Here is a 22110-nt window from a genome sequence, read left to right as displayed (position 1 = left end):
TCAATTATTTTTAAGTGCACTTCCGGGGTACAGGCAGGCCTTACTAATTTGCTTGATTTGATCGGGGAAAAGAAGTATTTTCGGACTATAAAATCTGATAAGATTAAACCAATTTTCCGGAAAATAAAATGAAAAGAAAAGTAGTTAAAATAGACGAGGACCTCTGCGACGGCTGCGGAGTTTGCATTCCTAACTGCGCCGAAGGAGCCCTGCAGTTAATTGACGGCAAGGCGCGACTTATAAGTGACCTGTTCTGTGACGGACTGGGTGCATGCCTTGGGCACTGCCCGCAGGGAGCAATTGAAATTGAGGAAAGGGAAGCTGAAGCCTACGATGAGAAGAAGGTAATGGATTACATTGTAAAAGGGGGAAGGAATGTCATTTTAGCCCACCTCACGCACATGAAAGAGCACAATGAACTGGGCTACCTTAAAGAAGCAATTGAATACCTGAGGGAAAACGGTATTGAAGTGCCCGCAGAACTCACGGCCGGCGGAAGCCATCCGCATCACGCAGGGTGCCCCGGTTCGCGCACGCTTGAAATTAAAAGGCCGCAGGAAAGGAAAAAGGAAAATTCTCCGGCAAGGGAATCCCTTCTCAGGCAGTGGCCCGTTCAGCTTCATCTCTTAAATCCTTCTGCCTCATATTTTAACAATGCCGACGTGCTCCTGGCAGCCGACTGTACGGCATTTGCCGCCGGGGATTTTCATCAGGATTATCTTGACGGCAAGACCCTTGCCATTGCATGCCCGAAGCTCGATCAGGGAAAAGACATTTATCTTAAGAAGCTTCAGATGATGATTGAAGACTCGGGTATCAGGTCCATTACCGTTTTAATTATGGAAGTGCCCTGCTGCCGGGGTCTTTTGCAGCTTGCCCAGCAGGCGGTTGCACTCTCAGGCAGGGAATTGCCGGTAAATGTTATAGTCCTGAATATTCAGGGGGAGAAGATTCTGGAAAGGGAAGTTTAATTTAAATCGTCCGGGCGCACGGCGGTGCGCCCCTGGAGAAATGATTTAATCTCTTGTCTTAACGAGGCATCTCAAGACCTCGGCCACGCTCCAGGCCTGTGCTATGCAGCCTCTGGGGGTAAATGGCTGCTCGGCATCAAAGATCTCGCTTATTGATCCTATGCAGGCTTCGTTAAGGTGGTGATTAAACCCTTCTAAAAATCTGCGGGCTCCTTTGGTATCGTTGTCATTTAGTTTCAGCCATGCATCAATAAAAGGCCCGATGAGCCATGCCCAGACAGTCCCCTGGTGGTAGGCGGCATCACGCGCCCTCAGATCACCGAAATATTTTGCTTTATAGTCAGGATTGCCCGGCGCCAGGGATCTCAGGCCCATTGGGGTAAGGAGCCTCTCCTGAACCACCTGCATTACAGGTTCCCACTTATCCCGGTTAAGCACTGGGTTTGGAAGTGAAATTGCAAAGACCTGGTTCGGCCGGCAGGAGGAGTCGTCGCCTTTTTCACCGTCTACAACGTCATAAAGATATCCCCCCGGCTCGTACCAGAAGCGCTTATTGAATGACTCCCTGACACGCTGCGAATGTTCTCTAACCTGTCCTGCCGACTCATCTCCTTCTTCCTCAGACAGCCATCCTTCCATGAGGCAGAGTGCATTATACCAGAGGGCATTTATTTCAACAGCCTTACCGCGCCTTGGCGTTACCACCCAGTCCTCAACCTTTGCATCCATCCATGTCAGCTGATAGCCTTCCTGTCCCTGTCTTAAAAGCCCGTCCTTTGGATCAACGCCAATATTAAATCTAGTGCCGCGTATGTGGTAGTCGATGATGCTTTTAAGTTTTGGAAGTATGAGTCTGAGTGTTTCTCTGTCGCCTGTAAGGTTAAGGTATCTGTCGAGAGCGTGGAAAAACCACAGTGTTGCATCAGCCGTATGATAAAGGCCCTGCTTTTCTCCTTCGGGGAACATGTTTGGGATAAGTCCGTCTTTTACGTAATGTGCAAATGTCCTTAATATCCATCCCGCCTCATTATGGCGGCCCGTAGCAAGTGTCAGGCCCTCAAGGCTTATCATGGTGTCGCGCCCCCAGTCTGTAAACCAGTGGTAGCCTGCTATAACCGTTCTTACCTCGTCGCCAGAGGCACGCGCACGCGCGGCATCTTCAACGCGGCCAGCGGGTGTAATAATAAACTGGTCTGCAGCAAGCACAAACTCCGATATCTCATGATCTTCCGTCTCAGGGCAGGCCGCAGATATCAGTCTTCTTCTTCTTTCTTTTTCGGCATCCATAGCTTCCTTAGGCTGGAGTGCAAGTATTGTCTGCCACGATTCGGTTGATGCCACCAGTGTTGCGTCGTGGGTGCCGTCGAGCTCGGTTGAAAAGTATCCCGGGCTCCAGAGCAGTCCTCTCGAATCATAGCCGCGTTCGGCCTCTATTCTGTAGAAGAGCTCTCTTACACTTCCTTTGTCCGAAGTAAGTGTTGCTCTTTCGCCGTAGAGAAGCATTCTTAAAGAGGGAAGGTCCGTTCCGGCCGAGACCTCGAAGCGGTCGTTTATTACTGTAAGGACATAAGGCTTATGGAGCTCTTCGCTTACAGCAGCCTCATGCGGCCTGAAGTGCATTGAAGGTCGCACCAGCAGTGTAACGGGGCCCTGGCCCGAGGTAATCCTGTAGTTTACGTGAACCGTATTCTGCATATGAGGCATAAGGAGGGTTTTTTCCAGAGTAACTCCGTTTATTTCAAATTTCCAGACCGGGAGTCCCTGGTCGAGGCGGAATTCGGCAAGGTGCCCCGCTCCCGGGATTTCGAGCACGCTCTCGGCCCTTTCCTCTGAGCCCAGCTGGACCTTTGTGCCGTCGGGGAAAAGAATCTGTTCTGAGAGGTGGTTCAGCATTACCATGCGCCCGTGCGGCGCGGGCAGTGCAGAGATTAAAAGACCATGATAACGCCTTGTAACCACTCCCGAGATGCTTCCTGAGGCGTAGCCCCCGAGGCCGTTTGACACGAGCCATTCGCGTGTCAGCAGCGGCTCCAGGCTTCCGTCTTTTTCTTTCTTCCAGGGCAGTGAGCGCACTAGTATATTCATTTTCTCCCTCTTTACTGTTCTTCACTTTTACTTTTTTTGGTTTCAGATGGATTTTCAACTTTCTTTGCCATTAAAAGCACAGCCGCATGCCCCTGTATTCTCCAGGCGCCTTCTGCCTGAACGTCGGGGCTTCCGCAGCCACCGTATTCTGGTTTTTCGCTTGCCCAAAGTGTCTTCCAGATTCTCCCTTCAGGAGGTGCAAGCAGGGGCTCGGGTACAATTATAAGCTCAATATCCCGTCCAAGATTTACAATTAAAAGCCTGTCGCTGCCATCATCATCAAAAAATCTCAGCAGAAAAGCTTCATCGGCCAGTACAGCGCCATCCATCATCCGGCGTTCCTGGCGGCTTAGGACAGGGTCCTCACGTCTTAACGTCAGAAGGTCCCTGTGCATTTTATAAATTGCGGCATGGCTCTGCCTTTCGGCGAAGTCGATCTTTGAGCGTTCAAATGTTCTTTGGCTTGCCGGATCGGGAAGGCACCACTGCATCTCAGGCGTGGCAAGGCTGGGGAACTGAGCCAGGAATTCCGAGCGTCCTTCTGCGACCTTCTGTGCCAGTTCCTTATTGTGGTCCGCGAAATAATAGAACGGGTTTGAAGAGGCAAATTCCTGTCCCTGGAAAAGCATTGGTGTTCCGGGTGCAAGGAGGAAAAGAGCCGTCATTGCCTTGTATTTGCCGGGAGAGGTCAGTTCATGAATTCTCTGCCCGCGCCCGGAGTTTGCAATCTGGTCGTGGTTTTGTATAAAAGTACAGAAGTTCCCGGGCCTCAGGTGGAAGCTCTGCGTTCCGCGGTGTTTTTTCTGCCACCTGTAATACTGCCCCTGATAGAGGTAACCGTACTTGAAAGCTGAAATAAACTCCTGCGGTTTTCCAAGGTAATCCGTATAGTAGGCCTCATTGTGTCCTGTGAGAGCAACCATAGCGCTATGGTGCAGGTCGTCATTCCAGAGGCAGTCCATACCGTAGCCCTTTTTCTCAAGGGGTTCTACGAGCTTTGCCTTCTGGGGCTCGTTTTCAGCAACAATAAACGTCCTGCGGTTTTTGCCGGCAAGTCTTACTGTTTTTGTTATTTCAGCAAGCACATGTGTTTCAGAGTCGTCGAATATCTGCTGAGTTGCATCCAGCCTGAGTCCGTCGAAGTGGAACTCGTCAACCCAGTATCTGGCGTTTGCAATAAAGAATTCCCTTACCGGAGCAGAATTCTCCCCGTCAAAATTTATTGCTTCACCCCATTCATTTTTATATTTATCTGTAAAATAATGGGAAGTAAATTCTTTCAGGTAATTCCCGTCAGGCCCAAAGTGGTTATAGACTACGTCCAGTATGACGCCAAGTCCTTCTTTATGCGCCTGGTCTATAAAAATCCTGAGGTCATCCGGCTTTCCATAAACATGCATCGGGGCAAAGAGGTCGACCCCGTCATAGCCCCAGCCGAAATTTCCTGAAAACTCTGCAACCGGCATCAGTTCCAAAACTGTAATGCCAATTTCTTTGAGGTGTTTTAATTCCTTAACGGCCGAAAGATAAGTCCCTTCGCGTGTAAAGGTGCCGATATGCATCTCATAGATGACCTGCCCTTTAGGTTCCAAGCCTTTCCAGCGGGAGTCGCCCCACTGAAATTTTTCAGAATCAACAACCTGCGAAGGCCCGTGAGGCCCTTCCGGCTGGTAGCGGCTGGCAGGATCGGGAAGAAGATATTTACCGTTATCAATCCTGAAGCGGTAAAGTGTTCCTTCCTTAGCTCTTTCCACAAGCACTGAAAAGTACCCGTTGCCTTCTGAAGTCATTCCGTAAGAACGGCCCTGTGCCTGCCCCTCTTCTTCAAGGACGACCTCCGCCTTTTTATGATCCGGTGCCCAAAGCCGGAAATGCACACCCCCGTCCTTTTGAATCTCTGCTCCAATGGGATACCTTCTGGTTTTTATGGCATGCTGTTCTTCAAGCTGCCTGATCTTGTCTGCCGGCATTTCCTTAATCCTCTCAATTTCTTTTATTATTCACACAAATCTTATTCACATTCGACAGATCAAAGCCAGGAGCAATTCATAATCTATAGTATGTTTTTTTGAAACGAAGGTTTTGTTCAATGATGACTGGCCTATCCCTTAAGCGATTAAAATATAATATTCTTTTTACCCTTTTAAGTCAATCCAATAAGGGTGGAAATGCGCATTTAATATTTGTCTTCCACCTACCCTAAAAGCGCCTTGAATTTGAAGGGCTCCTTCGGTTTATTGATAATATATACCACAAGGAGACAGATCATGGCCATTTCCCTTTCACCGGAAAAGCTGAAAAGATATAAAGATATAGCAATGCTGCTTGTTAAATACGGAAGCAAAGACATTGTAAAGACAACCGGCACTGACGACACGATGCTGGAAGATGAAATTGTGTCGGGAGACATTAAAAAAGGGGACCCGGAGCAGCTTGCGCGCGACCTCGAGGAGCTGGGCCCTACATTTATCAAACTGGGGCAGCTTCTTTCGACCCGGCCCGACTTTCTGCCGCAGCCTTACCTGGACGCTCTTTCGCGCCTGCAGGATAACGTAAAACCTTTTTCATTTGAAGAGGTTGAACAGATCGTTCAGGATGAACTGGGTGTAAGAATTTCAAAAGCCTTTATGGAATTTAACCCTGAGCCTATGGCGGCAGCATCGTTAGGACAGGTGCACAAGGCCAAACTGCGCGACGGACGCCCGGTTGCCATAAAAGTCCAGCGCCCCGGAATAAGGGAAACCATTTTGCATGACCTCGGGGCATTAAACGACATTGCCGATACGCTCGACCGCCACACTGATGCAGGCAGGCGCTATTCGTTCCAGAATATACTTGGCGAATTTAAGAAAGCCCTCCTTCAGGAGCTGGACTACCGTCAGGAAGCGCAGAACCTTATTAAACTGGGGCAGAACCTGGAACGCTACCCGGATATAATTGTCCCTCAGCCTGTTGAAGACTATTCCTCCTCAAAAGTCCTTACAATGGATTTCGTAAGGGGAACAAAAGTAACATCTTTAAGCCCGCTGGCTTATATTGACCTTGACGGGAAAAAACTTGCCCGCGAGCTTTTTGAGGCATATCTCGACCAGGTTTTAATTGACGGATTTTTCCATGCCGATCCCCACCCCGGAAACGTTTTTATTACGGATGACCACAAGGTTGCCCTCATCGACCTCGGCATGGTAGCCCGTGTGGACCCGGAGGTAAGGGAAAGCCTGCTTAAACTTCTTCTTTATGTCAGTGACGGCAGGGGAAAAGATGCTGCCGAGATCAGTAAGGGCCTGGGGACGCCGCTTCACGACTTTGATGAAGAGAAATTTACGCAGGAGGTTACTGAATTTGTTGCCAGAAGCCATGACGCAACATTAGAACAGATTAAGGTCGGCCGCGTGGTGGTTGAACTTACCCGCATTGCAGCAAATAACGGCATCAGGACGCCTTCGGAACTGACCATGCTGGGAAAAACACTTTTGAACCTGGATCAGATAGGGCGCACGCTTGACCCGGAATTTAACCCGAACGCAGTCATTCGCGAGCACGCGGATACAATACTCAGGCGCCACTTCTTCAGAAAGGCTTCTCCGGGAAACATATTCAGCTCGCTTCTGGAGGTAAACGAGCTCGTGCAGAAGTTTCCCTCGCGCCTGAACTCACTCATGGACGCGCTTGCAAATAACCGCTTCCAGCTGAAGATAGACGCAATTGACGACCTGCGCCTCATGGAAAACATGCAGAAAATTGCAAACAGGATTGCCATGGGAATTGTCCTCGGTGCTCTTATTATCGGTGCGGCCTTGATGATGAGGGTCAACAGCCCCTTTACAATTTTAGGCTACCCGGGCATAGCCATAATAATGTTTCTTGCGGCGGCGGCTTTCGGATTCGTACTTGTCATTAATATATTGATGAGAGATGAGTGGGGTAAAAGAAGGCCTCCCCGGTAGCATACAGCTTTTAAGGCTCAGGATTACTCCTCCTCCTGAGCCTCCTTAATTTATAGAGAAAAATTTTTCCATTTGCTTATCACTCTCCCGTCTTATACATTTATTTCATCGCGCCCTTATATCCGACCGGTTGTCTTATATATTTTATTACATCTGCCATGTCATATTCAGGAGCAGATCCTGAAGTATCTTCATCATGATTTTATTTTGAAAGGATAGATCTATGATAGTTGTTCGTGACATTTTCAGATTAAAGTTCGGCAAGGCCAAAGAGGCTCTTGCGCTTTGGAGGGAAGGCAGTGAAACCTTAAGAAATTTAGGACACCTGCCCGACAGGATGCTGACCGATCTTACAGGCACTTACTACACTCTTGTACTGGAAACTTCCTACAAAAACATCACTGAATTTGAAGAATCGCTTCCTAAAATTTTTTCTAATGAGAAGTACCAGCAATGGTACCAAAGATTTATTCCACTGGCTGAGGCGGGCTACCGTGAGATTTTCAGGGTAGTGGAATAAGAAGTGAATTCCCGGGATGCCTTTGCTGCCCGGGAAATTTTCATGTAATGTCGGCAAATAAAGCGCCTGTAACTTTTATAAGTTCAACGGGATTAATTTTAATCTGCGTGCCCCGGACGCCCGCACTCACATAGATATCATCAAAAATCTGTGCTGTTTCATCTATATATGTAGGATAGCTTTTCTTCATTCCTATAGGTGAGCATCCGCCCCTGATGTATCCGGTAAGCGGCAGGAGTTCCTTTACCTTTATCATCTCAATATTTTTATTGCCGCTTACAACGGCGGCTTTTTTCAGGTCAAGTTCCGCATTAGCAGGGATGCAGAAAACAGTTATGCCCGTTTTATCGCCGCGGGCTACCAAAGTCTTGAAAACCGATTCGTGTTCCGCCCCGATTTTATCGGCCACCGTTATGGCATCCAGACCATCTTCATTATAATCATAGGAAACTGTGGAATGCTTCACTCCGTGAGATTCCAGTATCCTGACGGCATTTGTCTTTGACATACTAAATAGATTTTTTTGTTTATTCATAAATTATCTTAAATTATACTGTTTTTCAATTATTAAAGGCTTCTTTGGGCTCTGCTGCAATAAAATAATTACCTATTGATAAGTTTTTATAATAAAGTTAAATTTGCATGTAAGTTTACTGTTAATTAATACTTGTTTGTTTCGATAATAATACGGGAGGCCCTCTATGTGCAGAAAGGTTTCCGGTATTAAGAACTACGGATTAGAACCGATTTTATATATAAGTCAGGAATTATTTAAGAATGAATGAAAATTCAAAACCCAGACTTTTGGTAGTTGAAGACGATTTTGAGAACCAGAAGTTTCTGCAGATCTTCTTAAAAAGAAAGTTTGACGTGGAAATTTGCGATTCCGAAGAAACTTTTTATGAAAAATTAAATAATAACAGCTTCGACATTATTCTTATGGATATATCCCTTCGCGGCAAAAAAGACGGACTGCAGCTTACAAGGGAAATAAGACAGATGCCTCAATACTCCGCGCTTCCGGTTGTAGGCCTGTCGGCTCACGCATTTCAGAAAGATAAAGATAATGCCTATAGTGCCGGCGTAGATGTATTTCTGACAAAGCCGGTTCAGAACGACGTCCTCATGGACACTCTGGTAAAGACTCTGGAAGAAAAGTCAGGTATCCGCCTGAACTGATTTTTACTTTTTTAGAAACTTTGTACAGAGAGATTTTTAAGACAGGATGAACTGCACCTTTTTTGAAGTTCAGACTGTCTTTTCTTTTTTATGGCGGACTGCCGCCTCTCTTTCCCTCACAAGTTCCTGACGTATAAAGTGTCCCAATTAATGAACAGCAACTGTTTACTCGTATAGTTTCCGGGAATAGCCTGTGCTGCCCGGGGATGTAACTTTTTTTCAATCCTGGCGTCTAAAGTTATAGTTACGGGAAATTTGGGGGCTGAATGCATTCTGGCATTCAGTTTGATTTAAGTTTTTATACTTTTAATTTTAATAAATCGGAGAAAATATGCTGAAACCTTCACTTTTAATTTCTTTATTTCTTCTGGCATTTGTTCTGCCGCTTTCAGCCCAGGAGAAAGACTCGACGGACATCTGGGAAGACTGGGGAGATGAGGATAATACAGAATGTACAACCAGCCATGGCCGCGATTACGGCTTTATGCAGTTTCATAGCTTCGGCGGCAAGCCGACCATTGAATTGACTTACGGAAACTCGAACGTCGGGATCAAATCTTTCGGCAAGCTTTCACAGAGGGACTTTGCAAATGTGGGTTCAGCTGAATTAAGGCTGAGCTACAGCCGTCTGGAAGATTACGACGATTACATAGTCAGGTACAGGAACCGTTTCTTTTTTGTCAGCAACAATTCAACCGATCTCGTTTCCAAGAAAGGCACTGCCTCCGATATCAGTTCAGACCTCTGGCGTTTCGGTTTCGGCACTCAGGATGGATACGGCTATAAGATAGGCAGTTCGGCCATAGTTCCCTACACTTCAAATTCATTCGTCTGGTCGAGAGTTGACTGGGACCTGCCCGAAGGGGGCACTCTTCCGGGAATGACGGCGGAGGATCAGAACAGGCTCGATCTTTTTAACAACGCCTTCCGCTTCGGCTCCATGACAGAAGGGGGAGTTAAGCTTCAGATTGTGCCTCTTTTTACGCTTAATGCGGGATATGAAAGGTCGGTCATTTTCCCGCGCTATCTGGTCTGGAAGCAGCTGGGAAGCCTTGCCGTTGAAGCAGCAGCACTTGGCCTGGCCGATATGTTTGCAGGCGAAGTAATGGATTCTTCTCCTGCGGCAGGACCGATCATCAACTTCCTTCTTAAGAGCGGTGTTTCCTATGCAGTCTACCAGTTAAGGCGTGAGAAAATGAACTGGCCCTTTAACTCAGCCGAACCTCTTACCTACGACACCTGGAAAATCGGCATGACGTTCACTTTTTAAGTTTTAAGTTTTGAGTTATAAGTTTTAAGTGAAAAAACAGAACCCGGAAATGGAAACAGCTTCCGGGTTTCTTTTTTTTAAAGAAGAGGAATATATTTCCCTTAATTCAGCTATATTAAGGAATAAGTTTACATTTTTTTGACGAATTACCTTTATGATTGAAATCAGGGATCTGTATAAAAATTTCGGCGGCAAGCAGGTTTTGCAGGGCATCAACCTGGATATTACGCCGGGAGAATCCATAGCAATTATAGGCAGAAGCGGCGGCGGAAAAAGTGTGCTTCTAAAGCATATAGTCGGGCTCCTTTCACCCGACCAGGGCTACGTTAAAGTTGAGGGGCAGAATGTCAGTGAACTCAGCGGCAGGCAGTTATACGATATCAGGCGTAAATTCGGGTTTCTGTTTCAGGGGGCTGCACTTTTTGACTCAATGACAGTCGGAGAAAATGTTGCCCTGCCGATAGTGGAAAACAACCACACCATTTCTCCTTCGGAAGTAAGAACGCTGGTGGAAAATAAGCTTGAGCTTGTGGGGCTGCCGAATATTCAGCACCTTAAACCGGCGGAACTTTCAGGAGGCATGAAAAAAAGGGTCGGGCTTGCACGCGCTCTTGTCACCAACCCGGGTTATATACTCTATGATGAACCGACCACGGGGCTTGACCCGATTATGTCTGATTCAATAGACTATCTTATCAAAGAACTCTCTCAAAAACTCAACGTCACCTCCATTGTCGTTACGCACGACATGGTAAGCGTAAAGAATGTTGCCGATAAGGTGGCGCTCATTCACGAGGGAAAAATATACTTCCACGGAACACCCGACGAGCTCTTAAAGTCAGAGGACCAGATCATAATAAACTTCATAAAAAGGACCGGATTTTAGGAATTTATTTCTCCTTTAATGCGTTTTATTTTCGGGTAAAGGCGCCTTTAATTTAGATAAGGTTAAATAAAGATAGAGAAGAATTTTTATGGCTAAAGTAAAGACTAAGTTCATCTGCTCAAACTGCGGATTTGAATCGATCAAATGGCTGGGCCGCTGCCCGGAGTGTGAGCAGTGGAATACATTTTCAGAAGAGATAGTTGAATCGGAAAAAGAAAAGCTGAAACAGTCCGTCAGGCGTTCAGGCTTCACGGTTTCAAAGCTAAAAGAGATCAACTCGGTTGAGTCCGACAGGGTAGGAACAAACATCCAGGAATTTGACAGGGTTTTAGGCGGCGGGCTCATGCCCGGCTCCATAGTGCTAATAGGCGGAGATCCCGGAATTGGAAAGTCCACGCTCGTTATGCAGGCGGCTTCACAAATCAAGGATAAGGTGCTTTATGTAACAGGCGAGGAATCGAACCGTCAGATCAAGCTCAGGGCCTCAAGGCTCGGCGTGGAATCGGATAATTTTTATGTGCTTGCCGAGACAGAGATGGACAATATTGTCTGTGCCATGGAAGACATACAGCCCGGGGTTATAATTATAGATTCAATACAGACGATGCACAAGTCGGACCTGGATAATGCGCCCGGCACGGTGACGCAGATAAGGGAATGCACCTCACAGCTGATGAAGATTGCAAAAACAACACAGCAGGTTGTAATTTTAATTGGCCACGTTACAAAAGAGGGGATGATTGCGGGTCCCAAGATACTGGAGCACGTTGTTGACACGGTGCTTCAGTTTGAAGGGGAGCGCCACCACAGCTACAGAATCTTAAGGGCACAGAAAAACCGATTCGGCAGCACAAATGAGATCGGAATTTTCGAAATGCACGACACGGGGCTTACAGAGGTTAAAAACCCGAGCGAGATTTTCTTAAGTGAGCGCGACCACAGGACAACAGGTTCTGCCGTAACCTCAAGCATGGAAGGAACGCGCCCGATACTGCTTGAAGTGCAGGCACTAGTTACGCCATCGAACTACGGCAATCCGCAGAGAGTAGCTACAGGCTTCGATTACAGGAGGCTTTCCATTCTCCTGGCCGTTCTGGAGAAAAGGGCGGGCTTAAGGCTTTCTTCGGCAAACGTATTTCTTAACATGGCGGGCGGCGTAAAAATAGACGAGCCGGCCGTGGATCTTGCCGTCTGCTGCAGCATAGCGTCAAGTCTACTTGACCGCAACGTTGACAGCAACTATGTTATGATAGGTGAGGTGGGTTTAGGAGGCGAGATCAGAAGCATCAGCCACATAGATAAAAGGATACAGGAAGCCGAAAAACTGGGCTTCAGTAACATTATTATTCCGCGCAACAACATGAAATCTTTAGGCTCGCGCTCGGGCATAAAAGTAGTTCCGGTGGACAATCTGACCAGCGCCATCAACGCAGTTCTGCAGTAAATGGCCCAAATGTGACCGGAAGCACATGGGAAGAAAAAAAAGTCATCGATGTATTTTTTTCTACAAATTGATTTGCTTTTATGAAAATTCCAATTATATTTAAAGGTGCCAAAAGCACAAAACTAGTTTCATTAATTTTTTTTTAGAGGTATTTTCGTGAGTACTAAACTTTTTGTGGGAAGTCTCCCCTGGGCTGTTACCGACGCCACCTTAAAATCAACTTTTGAATCTTACGGTACTGTCGTGTCAGCAAAAGTAATTACCGATCGCCAGACCGGTAAATCTAGAGGATTCGGCTTTGTTGAAATGGAGAACGAATCTGATGCAAATGCTGCAATTAAAGCACTTAATGGTAGCCAGTTGAACGGTCGTAGTATCATTGTCAACGAAGCAAAACCCCAAAAGTAAAGGTTTTTAATTGTTCGCATTGTAAAGCACTCTGAATGATGAGTGCTTTTCTATTTTTAAACTCTACCACATAAAAGCATTCGCGCCGGAACTTAGAAGCCGTTTTTTTCGCGCGTCCTTAAGGTGCAGGGGATATTATGTGCCAGAAAGGAACATGGCGTACGATTCTGAAAGTCATAACAGTTTGTAGCCCAAATTGACCATGCCCCATAGTCGCAAACGTTTACCACCTCCGGAATAAACCCTTATTGCGGAATAAGTCCTGTTCAGCTTCATTAATTCAGCTTCATAAATCTAGAATCTTTATTTTATAAATCATATCTTAAGAGAAAGGGAAGTCTATTCCCCTTAAAGGCTATTTCACAAATTTTTCTGTAAGGACATCTGAAGCCTATGGCAAAGAAAGTCGCAGTAACCGGAGCAACCGGCCTGATCGGAGGCCACCTGCTTAAAGCCCTCGTAGAAAGGGGAGATGAAGTTACGGTTTTATCCCGTTCCCCCCTGCATGCAAAAGAAGCCTTACCCGGCGCCGGCGCCTATATAAAGTGGGATTCAGAAAAAGGCTCTGAAGGCCGTGACTACGCAAGCGGCCTTGATGCCGTTATTCATCTTGCGGCCACACCCGTAATGGACAAAAGATGGAATGAAGGCTACAAGCAGGAGATACTTAAAAGCCGGCAGGACGGCACACGCATGCTTGCAGGTGAACTTGCCGAAAGCTCCCCGAAGCCTGAAGTCCTGGTTACGGCATCCGCAATAGGCTATTACGGCGTTTCAAGAAAAGATCCCTTAACCGAAAGTGACCACCCGGGCATGGACTTTCTTGCCGAAGTCTGCAAGCTCTGGGAAGGGGAGGCTCAAATGGTAGAACAATTTGGAATCAGGCGCGTGAGCCTCCGGCTTGGAATTGTGCTTGACAGAAAGGGCGGCGCTTTGAAAAAAATGTTAACTCCCTTTAAGTTTTTTATAGGCGGCCCTTTGGGCAAGGGCGATCAGGGTTTCTCATGGATACACATTGATGACGTTGTAAGTATTTTTCTAAAGGCAATTGACGACAGAAAGATGACTGGGGCGTACAACGCAACTTCGCCTAAGCCTCTTACAATGAAAGAGTTTGCATCTCTTATAGGAAAAGCCATGCACAGGCCTTCCTGGCTGAAGGTACCTGAATTTGCGCTGGACATGGTGGTAGGTGAAGGCGCCTATACAATTACGAACGCCCCTGTTGTACTTCCCAAAAGACTGATGGAAATGGGTTTTAAGTTTAAGTTTCCGGATGCCGGGGAGGCCCTGAAGGACATAGTAAAAAAAAGAGGGTAAGCATTTACTTACCCTTGGGAGAGAAAATTATTCCAGCCATGAAACGACTTCATACTTATCGGTCGCAGGGAAGTATGGCGGCGAGTTAAGCATGAGGCGTTCATCAAAAATAATCCTTTCGCGGTATCCGTTTGTAATCATGTTGCCAGAGTACACGCCGGTCGTGCGTCCCTGGTATTCAACTACTCCGCCAAAGACTTTCATTGTGCCGCTATAGGGCATGGACTCATTTACGAGACCAAGACCGCCTTTATAAGCAAAGATTGTGGCGTCTATATTTACATTGAACCTATTTGCGAGGTTATCGCTTATGAGTACATTATTCGAAGAAATAATACCAAGCATATCGGTGCTGGAAGGATTGGTAAGCGGATTACTCTTATATCGTATATCATCCTCAATATAAACGTTGCCCGTTCCGTTACCTGAGGACTGGTCGGCAATTACGGTATATTTGCCGCTTACGACGCCTTTGAGGTAGAGGTTTCCTTTTTCCACATAAATAACGCCGTTCGGGGCAAATGCGCTTAGGGATACTGTCGTGTCAGGGTTCCAGCTTCCCGAGTCAAATCTTCTGCTGTAGGTAACGGTTGCGTTTCCGTTAAAAGTCAGTCTGACGTCGACTTTACCGGCGCCTCCGGCATTAAAGACATAACCGCCTGCCTGAGCAGCTGCTTTAGTGTCGGAGGTCGACCAGTTGAGGGGAACATCTACTCCGCTTTCGAATCCGCCGTAAAACTTTGGGGATGTATTCTTGTCCACCAGCTTCAGTCCGTTCTTGGCCGAAGCCTTTCCCTGGAAGACAGGACTTCCTTTGACATTCAATTTACCCTGAGTATGAAAAGGCCCTGTAATTGTATCACCCGTGGCAAGGAAAGTGTTGCCCGGGAATATATTTGTATAATATGCATATTTTGAAAATCCGCTGGGCTGAAGGAGTATTACAACTTTTTTGGATATGCCCTGAAACTCGCCCGTTGAAGTTATTCTTTTCTTTTGCTGGCCCGCATCTTCCACTGTTACATTAATTTTGCCGGAGGAAAATGGAAGATTTGTATAACCTGCATTCCAATTCTTATCCAAAAAGATCTCATTAGCCGCCATGTTAGCACCGCTGACGGCAATATTATGGGCGACGGTGTTTTTATAATATTCCACGTTATTGTCCACGGCGCTTCCCGTAAGGCGCCCGTAGTTCATGCTGGCAACCAGAAAAATCAGGCTGAAGCCCAAAACCATATATATACTTGCCTTGCCGCCCATTAAAACCTCCTTCTCTACCTGTTCCGAATATTACGTGCCGCCAGACGTATCTGGCGCCAGAAGGCATTTGAATACTGCTGGTCATAAGCCGACGTATTTTCACATTTTATGTCAATCTGCATTGTATAGATCTCGCCCGGGACTGTAACCGGAAATCGGATCGTGTCTCCAAGAGAATTAAAATATGTAAGCCTGAACTCCACCACCCCCAGGTTCGATCCGCGGGGCGGGGCGTTATTTATGACACGGTATAGCATCCTGTCCCTGGGATTCGGAGTCATTGAAAGCTCGCTTTTGGGTCCCAGGTAGTATTTAACCGTATCGACCTTGCCGTCCTCGGGGGCAACATCGCTTAAGAACCTTATGCTGGTCGAGTCAGCCGCAATAATAGCCTTTGAGGGAACCGGAATCTTTGTAAAGTCCTGGCAGTAGCCGATTTTCCTGAAGTCGTATTCCAGAAGCTGCACAGTTGCGACCAGGTTCTGTTGTACCTCCAGCTCTCCGCTGAAAGTATAAGTGTTCTGTGTAGCCGCTTCGTTGAGCCTCAGAAGGGTCAGGAAAAGCAGACCTCCAATGATCGTCGATCCGAATATGTCAATTAGTGTACTAAAGCCCATATGTCACCTGAAAAACCAGTAGCTAAATACAGACGAAAGCCTTACAGTATCCTGCATCGACGGGCTTGTAACAGTAACCTGAATTTTTTTATGCCACGTCTTTTGACTTACAAACACGTCCGGGCTTGCCGGATTAATGTAGCCCACTTTGCATCTTATAGTAAAAACCGCGCTTGGCATCGTGGAGTCCACTCTTTCATAATTATTGAAGTCGTCAAAATCGTTAAATGTGACGGGAGTTTCACCCGCCTCGGGCCCCAGGCTTGCCGGATCTGTAATTGCAGCGAGGCTTGAAACCGAGTTAGTATCAGTACTGCAGTCAAACGATTTTGAATTGGCTTCCTCTATCATTGAAGTGCCAAGAGAAACCGCAAGCACTCCATATTTTGTATTGTACATAACGTCCCCCGTGCTCATAAACGTTGTATTCATCCTGAGCACCAGCAGGGCAAGCAAAAACATTCCTCCGATCGTCAAAAACAGCTGACCCGAATTCATATACGCAAACGCCTTATAATTTTTCTAACAGCTTTGTTCTACATGTAAGTACGTAATTATCGACAGCCTGGGCCATAGAGTTAACACCTTCCACTCTTTTTTCGAAATATTTAAGCAACAAGAAAAGTGCCACTTTCACATTTAACACATTTAAGAGTCTTTCAGAGAAAATATTAACATAAAAGGCTAGAAAACGGTAATTTTTACAGGTAAATTGTACCGGAATTTTTATTATTGTAGCTCAAATTTAATTTGTAACCAAAGATTAAAATGCCGCGTCTAAATATCTGAGGGGCGGAAAACTGACAACCAATTACAAAAACCAGACGGGCGGTATTTATATGAGAACTTTCCTACTGTTGACATTTATTTTTTTTGAAACAGCTTTCGCAACGGGACTTAGCCAGAACAGAATTGTACTGAAAAAAACTGATATGCAGATCAATATAGACGGCGTGATAGACCCTGCCTGGAATACTGCTGATTCAGCCGAGATTCATTTCCAGAAGGAGCCCTTCTACGGGCAGGAGCCCTCGAAAAGAACCATAGCCAAAGTGCTTTCCACCGAAGACGCAATTTACTGCCTCATTGTAGCATACGATAATACGGGAAGCATACAGGTCAACTCCGGGACTCAGGACCAGTACGAGGGGGACCTGGTTTCAATAATGCTGGATACCTATAACGACAAACGTACCGCTTACCGCTTCTGCGTTACAGCAGCCGGAGTCAGAAGCGACTGCCGAATGATTGATGACGGACGCAACAGGGACTATAACTGGGACGGCGTCTGGTTCTCGGATTCGAAGGTCTACGACTGGGGTTACGTTGTTGAAATGAAAATCCCTTACAGATCAATCTCTTATACAAAGGATTCAAATGAATGGGGAATTGATTTCGACCGGTGGATACCAACTTCAAAAGAAGACCTCTACTGGAACCGCTATGAAAGAAGCGAGGGGCTTAGAATTTCCAAATTCGGCCGCATGATTTTTGACCAGGTACACCCTGAAAGCACTTCCATGAATTTTGAGATCTATCCCGTGGGACTTACAAACATGACACGTCTGGATAACGGGAAATACAAGGTAAAGCCCGATGCGGGGCTGGACATATTTTATAATCCTTCTCCCAGCCTTACATTCCAGCTGACGGCAAATCCCGACTTTGCACAGATAGAGGCCGACCCTTATTCATTTAACATTTCAAGGTACGAATCTCACTTCGACGAGAAGCGTCCCTTCTTCACGCAGGGAAACGAGATCTTTATGGCTTCGGGCAAGCAGACGAGTTCGGGGTTCTATCAGCCGCTTGAACTTTTCTACTCCAGAAGAATAGGCAGGAAGCTCCCCGACGGAGGCGAGGTGCCGATACTGGCCGGAACAAAAGCCTTTGGAAGGGTAGGAGACTGGGAGTACGGCGGATTTCTTGCCATGTCAGGAGATAAGGAATATACAGAGGATAGCGAACTGCGTAAGGAAGAGCCCGGATACTTCGGAGCGGCCCGCGTGAAAAAGCAGATCCTGGGCAACTCCACGCTCGGAATGCTTCTTGTAAACAAAAGTACAAAAGACGGCAATTCAGGAGTTGTTGACGTTGACGGAGCCTTCAGGGAGTCCGACTGGCAGCTTTCCTATCAGTTTGCGAGGTCCTTTAAGAACGGCTCGGGCGACTATGCCACTTCTGCAGGCTTTATGCTGATGAAGGAAACCTGGCTCCTCTTTACAAGAGGTAGATATATAGGAGAAAATTTCGACATTAGCGACGTGGGCTATGTACCGTGGAAAGGAACCGGACAGATAACGACGATTGCAGGACCGGTAATTTACTTCGACGAGGGTTTTGCAAAGTCTACGCTCATCTACCTTGGCGGAGCACTGGAATATGAAAAAGTGGACAATTACACAGACAGGACTGTAATTGTGGGCTGGAACCTGCAGATGAGGAGCAACTGGGGTTTTGAGTTTACGGGTGTCTACGGCCAAAGAAAAGACGAGGGGATTAACTACACTTCAAAGGAGCTCAGTCTCAGCTCCTGGTATGATATTTCGCCCTCGTGGTCGGCAAACCTGCAGGCAGGCATTTCCAAGACCTATAACTTCAGCCGCGACTATCTGGCTACATACATGTACATTAATAATTCTCTTGAATGGAAGGCCACAAAAAACCTGAATTTAGGGTATGACTATAACATGTGGATTGAGAACAAGCCCTCGGGTGACCTGGAGGATATAACGTATAACACAAGGCCTTTTGTTTCCGTTATTCCTGTAAACAACCTTACGCTCAGGCTTTATGTAGATAACGTTTATCTGAAATCTTCCGACCGCCTGGAAAGCCTTATAGCGGGATTTTTGTTCTCATATAATTTCCTTCCCAAGAGCTGGATATACTTTGCATACAATGAATCTCAGAGCAGGCTTCCTTTACTTGACGAGATGGGGCAGGAGCTCCCGGTCTACAAAATGAAAGTAACCGATAGAGCCTCGGTCTTCAAGATCAAATACCTGTATTATTTTTAAGAAAGAAAAAGTTTTAATCTAAGGAGCGGAAAATAAAATCCGCTCCCTGGAAATTCTTCAGCGGTTACGGTTTGAATAATGACTGGAATAGCTGTCAAGCAGGTTTCTGATAATCTTCTGGTACTGGCTTCCGTTCTCACGGGCAATCTTCTTAAAAAATTCCACACTCGATTTGCTCAGGTTCAGAGTAACCTTAACGTTATCCTCATTATAGACAAGTTCATCCGGCGAAGGAAGAAAGTCCTTAACTATTTCAACCCTGCCAATTTTCTCGTCAGTGTATTTTATTTTCTTTTTCATAAATTTGTTTCCCCTTTCTCCAGTATCCCGCTCCAATTAAAGATAAACATACATAAAATAAATATGGTTTCGCAAGCAACGCAAGAGACTGCCTGTTGACTTGGGAATAATTTAATACTATAATCAAGGGAAAATGATTCTTTGTCTCAAAAGAAAATACACATGAAATTCTGGAAGATTCTTAATTTGCATGAATCTGCCTGCGGTTCTTTTTTAGCATCAATCAAGCAGTTCACCTGAACAGAAGAATATTCTCCTTAACCATCAAGCCGTATCGGCTTGCAAGAGGATTTTGCCTGGGTTCTCTTTCCTCACCTTGTCTTGTAAAAAGCCCGGCAAAGTAGAGAGTGCCTATAATCTCGGGTCTGTCATCTATGGAAAATCCTGACTTAGACCACCTTAAAAGCATTATTTTGATGTATGCCGCGGCGTAAAGAATGTTCTTTGAGTCGGAGTTAAGCTTGGAAATAATTTCTTCCGGACTTTTACTCACCCTCAGTATTCCCTTATACTTATCCCCGGGATAGAAAGTGCTTTTGGAGTCATTTACCTGGCGCTCTATCCAATATGCAGTCTTAAGCTTTACTTGGCAGAAGCCGAGAGAGCTGTTTAGACCTGCATGGGCCAGTATGTTGTCAAAAGTCTCATCTTCCCAGTCATAGTTCATCGTTCTTTCCGTATAGATAACGGCCTTCAGTATTGAGGGATTTATATCCAGAAGCATTGAAGCCCGCTTTATCTCCTCATTATGCATCTTAATCTTATAAAGCGTCGAATCGGCACTTTCGGCCAGAATCCTTGAACAGAGGGAAATAGTAAAAGAAAAGATAATGAGTATTGTCTGGAAGAATTGTTTTCTGGGCATGTAAATGTATTTGTTAATTATTATTTTTTCAGAATTATATTTTTACTAACAGGCTGCAGCCATTAAGGCTCCAGCCTGCCACAATTGACCAATTACCCAGTATCACTTCAGCATCATCATCTTGGCTGATCTAACAAACATTTTCCCCTGATTCTTATTTGAAACGGCCTGTAGCCTGTAGATGTAAATGCCGCTTGAAACCATATTCCCGTTTTCATCTTTCCCGTTCCATTTGATATTCTTATAGCCTGAAGTCTGGGAATCGTATGCAAATGTCCTTACCAGCTTTCCCATCAGGTTATATATCTTAAGTTCCACATTTGACTCCTCTGGAAGGGCGTACCGGATTACTGTTTCGGGGTTAAACGGATTCGGGTAATTGCCTACGAGGGCATATTCCCTTACTGTTTCAGGTGAATTATCTTCAGCCGAGGCTTTCTCATCTTCAGCGATTGACTTCTCCAGCATATTCCCATCAATGCCGTTAGGCTTACCTTCAAAAAGCAGATGGCCTATTTTCGATGCTTGCGAATTTGGGAACTGAGTGTCTATCTCATTTAATACTGAAGCGGCTTTTCCCCTATCCTCATAACGGCTCAATAAGCAACTAAATTTGTCTATTAGAGCCTCTTCTCTAATTAATTTGTTTGTTTTAACTTTCCTAGTTATTTTATCCAAGGCATCATTAATATTTGATGTATCACATAAAGCTAACATGAGTTCTGACTTGCCCCGCAGAAATTTTCCTTCATCATTACTAGTAAGCTCTTCCAGGAATTTCTCAAAATCCTTAAACCTTGCCGAATTCGTTCTTCCTGCCTGCCACAAGAGGTCAAGTGCATAAACAGAAAGAGCAGAATCAGGATATTCTCTTATGATCTCTATTCCAATTTTTAGGGCATTATCATACTTTTGCAAGTATACAAGATTACGCAGAAATGACGTTCTTTTCTTTAGGGACCAATATTTATTATACTGTGGACCAATATCCATTTTTGCATCAGATGCAACATCTATCACATCCGAACTACCTGAAACATAATTTGCAGAAACGGAATCTGCTCTTTTCATTTCTTCATTATACAACTTTTCCTCCGGAGACAGGTTTACAGGACCTAGAGACATGGTTCCAAGTGGGTATCCATTAGCATCAATAAGGTAATAAGGTTCATAATGAATTGTTGTTCCTGAAAATTTAAGTTCATTCCAGTAATTGCTTTCAGCTTCAACTATACAATTGTTATCAGTCATAATATGATATAATGAACTCCTTAAAAATCTATTATTACCGCCGGTATTTATGCAGTCAACAGTCCCCAATACCGGATTTGAATTATAGACAACATAAATAGCAACTGTATTATCAATAAAGTCGCAGTCACCCGATTCATCAACATTGCCAAAGTATGGGGATGAATTGGTGGCGCCATAAATGCCATAACTGTTCCTATAGAATGTGTTTGTGTTTATTCTTGGAGATGAAGCATTTAAATATATTCCAATATTATTACCACTAAATATATTATGTTCAATTAATGAATTTTTTTTATTGTTAGTATTTATGCTATATATTCCTTTGTCATTTCCTGTAAAGATAGAACTATAAACTCCCATAGCCCCCTGATCATTTGAAATTCCGTTATTACATCCCGCTATTGTAGAATTACTCAGATATAATATTGAAGACGGGGCAACATATATGCCTGTATTTGCATTTTTTATCGTTGAAGAATATATGGTTGCATTGCCATATACCTTTATTCCATTGTTGCCATTCTTATTAACAAAGTCAAAAATAGCACCATTGGCCTGCAGACTACCATTTACAATTAATGAGGCATTATTAGCAAAAAATATAAACGTATTTGCTGAGATATTAAGCAAAGCACGGGGATTTATTATAACGTTTCCTGTTATATACTTGCTCCCTGACCAGGTTGCGTAAGATAAAATATTACCAGATACCTGATCATCACTAAAAAATCCTCTTTGATTAAATACTTCCGCCAAAGCTA

At 45.2% G+C, this 22110-nt stretch carries 19 protein-coding genes; 10 read left to right on the top strand and 9 right to left on the bottom strand.

What is annotated here, in order from left to right:
* The first annotated feature begins 128 nt into the window (after positions 1-128).
* Positions 129-971, top strand: a complete 843-nt coding sequence (locus HF312_13500; protein MCU7521230.1) for a 4Fe-4S ferredoxin — start codon at positions 129-131, stop codon at positions 969-971.
* Between the two features lie 45 nt (positions 972-1016).
* Here HF312_13500 and HF312_13495 read toward each other — a convergent pair whose 3' ends face one another.
* Positions 1017-3056 carry a glycogen debranching protein gene (locus HF312_13495; protein MCU7521229.1) on the bottom strand — a complete coding sequence of 680 codons (2040 nt, stop codon included), beginning with the start codon at positions 3054-3056 and terminating at the stop codon, positions 1017-1019.
* An 11-nt stretch (positions 3057-3067) separates the two neighbouring features.
* Positions 3068-5026: a malto-oligosyltrehalose trehalohydrolase gene (gene treZ, locus HF312_13490; protein ID MCU7521228.1), complete on the bottom strand. Its 1959-nt coding sequence runs from the start codon at positions 5024-5026 to the stop codon at positions 3068-3070.
* Positions 5027-5329: 303 nt separating this feature from the next.
* On the opposite strand from treZ, the gene HF312_13485 reads away from it, so the two are divergent.
* Positions 5330-7003 carry an AarF/ABC1/UbiB kinase family protein gene (locus HF312_13485; GenBank protein MCU7521227.1) on the top strand — a complete coding sequence of 558 codons (1674 nt, stop codon included), beginning with the start codon at positions 5330-5332 and terminating at the stop codon, positions 7001-7003.
* A gap of 223 nt (positions 7004-7226) precedes the next feature.
* Positions 7227-7523, top strand: coding sequence for a hypothetical protein (locus HF312_13480; protein ID MCU7521226.1), 297 nt, complete (start codon positions 7227-7229; stop codon positions 7521-7523).
* Between the two features lie 40 nt (positions 7524-7563).
* Here HF312_13480 and ybaK read toward each other — a convergent pair whose 3' ends face one another.
* Positions 7564-8031, bottom strand: coding sequence for a Cys-tRNA(Pro) deacylase (gene ybaK / locus HF312_13475; protein MCU7521225.1), 468 nt, complete (start codon positions 8029-8031; stop codon positions 7564-7566).
* A 269-nt stretch (positions 8032-8300) separates the two neighbouring features.
* On the opposite strand from ybaK, the gene HF312_13470 reads away from it, so the two are divergent.
* The 6 genes from HF312_13470 (at position 8301) to HF312_13445 (ending at position 14030) form a co-directional block, all read left to right on the top strand.
* Entirely contained in the window at positions 8301-8702 is a 402-nt protein-coding gene (locus HF312_13470) for a response regulator (GenBank protein ID MCU7521224.1), read from the top strand.
* 331 nt (positions 8703-9033) lie between these two features.
* Complete coding sequence (locus HF312_13465; GenBank protein ID MCU7521223.1) at positions 9034-9972, top strand: hypothetical protein; 939 nt, start codon at positions 9034-9036, stop codon at positions 9970-9972.
* A 154-nt stretch (positions 9973-10126) separates the two neighbouring features.
* Positions 10127-10858, top strand: a complete 732-nt coding sequence (locus HF312_13460) for an ABC transporter ATP-binding protein (protein MCU7521222.1) — start codon at positions 10127-10129, stop codon at positions 10856-10858.
* Positions 10859-10946: 88 nt separating this feature from the next.
* Positions 10947-12302 (top strand): DNA repair protein RadA, encoded by a 1356-nt coding sequence (radA, locus tag HF312_13455; protein MCU7521221.1) that lies wholly within the window; start codon positions 10947-10949, stop codon positions 12300-12302.
* A 156-nt stretch (positions 12303-12458) separates the two neighbouring features.
* Complete coding sequence (locus HF312_13450; protein ID MCU7521220.1) at positions 12459-12710, top strand: RNA-binding protein; 252 nt, start codon at positions 12459-12461, stop codon at positions 12708-12710.
* Positions 12711-13103: 393 nt separating this feature from the next.
* Positions 13104-14030: a TIGR01777 family protein gene (locus HF312_13445; protein MCU7521219.1), complete on the top strand. Its 927-nt coding sequence runs from the start codon at positions 13104-13106 to the stop codon at positions 14028-14030.
* Positions 14031-14057: 27 nt separating this feature from the next.
* On the opposite strand, the gene HF312_13440 is transcribed toward HF312_13445, so the two are convergent.
* From HF312_13440 to HF312_13430, 3 genes are read right to left on the bottom strand one after another with little or no spacing between them, the layout of a single operon-like run.
* Positions 14058-15293, bottom strand: a complete 1236-nt coding sequence (locus HF312_13440) for a hypothetical protein (protein ID MCU7521218.1) — start codon at positions 15291-15293, stop codon at positions 14058-14060.
* A 14-nt stretch (positions 15294-15307) separates the two neighbouring features.
* On the bottom strand, positions 15308-15910 hold the full coding sequence (locus HF312_13435; protein ID MCU7521217.1) for a hypothetical protein: 603 nt from the start codon (positions 15908-15910) through the stop codon (positions 15308-15310).
* A 3-nt stretch (positions 15911-15913) separates the two neighbouring features.
* Positions 15914-16408: a hypothetical protein gene (locus HF312_13430; GenBank protein ID MCU7521216.1), complete on the bottom strand. Its 495-nt coding sequence runs from the start codon at positions 16406-16408 to the stop codon at positions 15914-15916.
* A gap of 341 nt (positions 16409-16749) precedes the next feature.
* Here HF312_13430 and HF312_13425 point away from each other — a divergent pair, with 341 nt between their 5' ends.
* Entirely contained in the window at positions 16750-18930 is a 2181-nt protein-coding gene (locus HF312_13425; protein MCU7521215.1) for a carbohydrate binding family 9 domain-containing protein, read from the top strand.
* Positions 18931-18987: 57 nt separating this feature from the next.
* Here HF312_13425 and HF312_13420 read toward each other — a convergent pair whose 3' ends face one another.
* The 3 genes from HF312_13420 to HF312_13410 form a co-directional block, all read right to left on the bottom strand.
* A complete protein-coding gene (locus tag HF312_13420; GenBank protein ID MCU7521214.1) occupies positions 18988-19266 on the bottom strand; it encodes a CopG family transcriptional regulator in 279 nt (92 codons plus the stop codon).
* A gap of 196 nt (positions 19267-19462) precedes the next feature.
* Entirely contained in the window at positions 19463-20095 is a 633-nt protein-coding gene (locus HF312_13415) for a hypothetical protein (GenBank protein ID MCU7521213.1), read from the bottom strand.
* Between the two features lie 102 nt (positions 20096-20197).
* A partial coding sequence (locus HF312_13410) for a T9SS type A sorting domain-containing protein (GenBank protein MCU7521212.1) occupies positions 20198-22110 on the bottom strand: 1913 nt, incomplete at its 5' end.

It is taken from the genome of Ignavibacteria bacterium (genome assembly GCA_025612375.1).
Lineage (GTDB): Bacteria > Bacteroidota > Ignavibacteria > Ignavibacteriales > SURF-24 > JAAXKN01.
This window is presented reverse-complemented; position numbering and strand designations above follow the sequence as displayed.

Coding starts and splice junctions, on each gene's coding strand:
- HF312_13500 (MCU7521230.1), top strand. CDS start 129: ATGAAAAGAAAAGTAGTTAAAATAGACGAGGACCTCTGCGACGGCTGC.
- HF312_13495 (MCU7521229.1), bottom strand. CDS start 3,056: ATGAATATACTAGTGCGCTCACTGCCCTGGAAGAAAGAAAAAGACGGA.
- treZ (MCU7521228.1), bottom strand. CDS start 5,026: ATGCCGGCAGACAAGATCAGGCAGCTTGAAGAACAGCATGCCATAAAA.
- HF312_13480 (MCU7521226.1), top strand. CDS start 7,227: ATGATAGTTGTTCGTGACATTTTCAGATTAAAGTTCGGCAAGGCCAAA.
- ybaK (MCU7521225.1), bottom strand. CDS start 8,031: ATGTCAAAGACAAATGCCGTCAGGATACTGGAATCTCACGGAGTGAAG.
- HF312_13470 (MCU7521224.1), top strand. CDS start 8,301: ATGAATGAAAATTCAAAACCCAGACTTTTGGTAGTTGAAGACGATTTT.
- HF312_13465 (MCU7521223.1), top strand. CDS start 9,034: ATGCTGAAACCTTCACTTTTAATTTCTTTATTTCTTCTGGCATTTGTT.
- HF312_13460 (MCU7521222.1), top strand. CDS start 10,127: ATGATTGAAATCAGGGATCTGTATAAAAATTTCGGCGGCAAGCAGGTT.
- radA (MCU7521221.1), top strand. CDS start 10,947: ATGGCTAAAGTAAAGACTAAGTTCATCTGCTCAAACTGCGGATTTGAA.
- HF312_13445 (MCU7521219.1), top strand. CDS start 13,104: ATGGCAAAGAAAGTCGCAGTAACCGGAGCAACCGGCCTGATCGGAGGC.
- HF312_13440 (MCU7521218.1), bottom strand. CDS start 15,293: ATGGGCGGCAAGGCAAGTATATATATGGTTTTGGGCTTCAGCCTGATT.
- HF312_13435 (MCU7521217.1), bottom strand. CDS start 15,910: ATGGGCTTTAGTACACTAATTGACATATTCGGATCGACGATCATTGGA.
- HF312_13430 (MCU7521216.1), bottom strand. CDS start 16,408: ATGAATTCGGGTCAGCTGTTTTTGACGATCGGAGGAATGTTTTTGCTT.
- HF312_13425 (MCU7521215.1), top strand. CDS start 16,750: ATGAGAACTTTCCTACTGTTGACATTTATTTTTTTTGAAACAGCTTTC.
- HF312_13415 (MCU7521213.1), bottom strand. CDS start 20,095: ATGCCCAGAAAACAATTCTTCCAGACAATACTCATTATCTTTTCTTTT.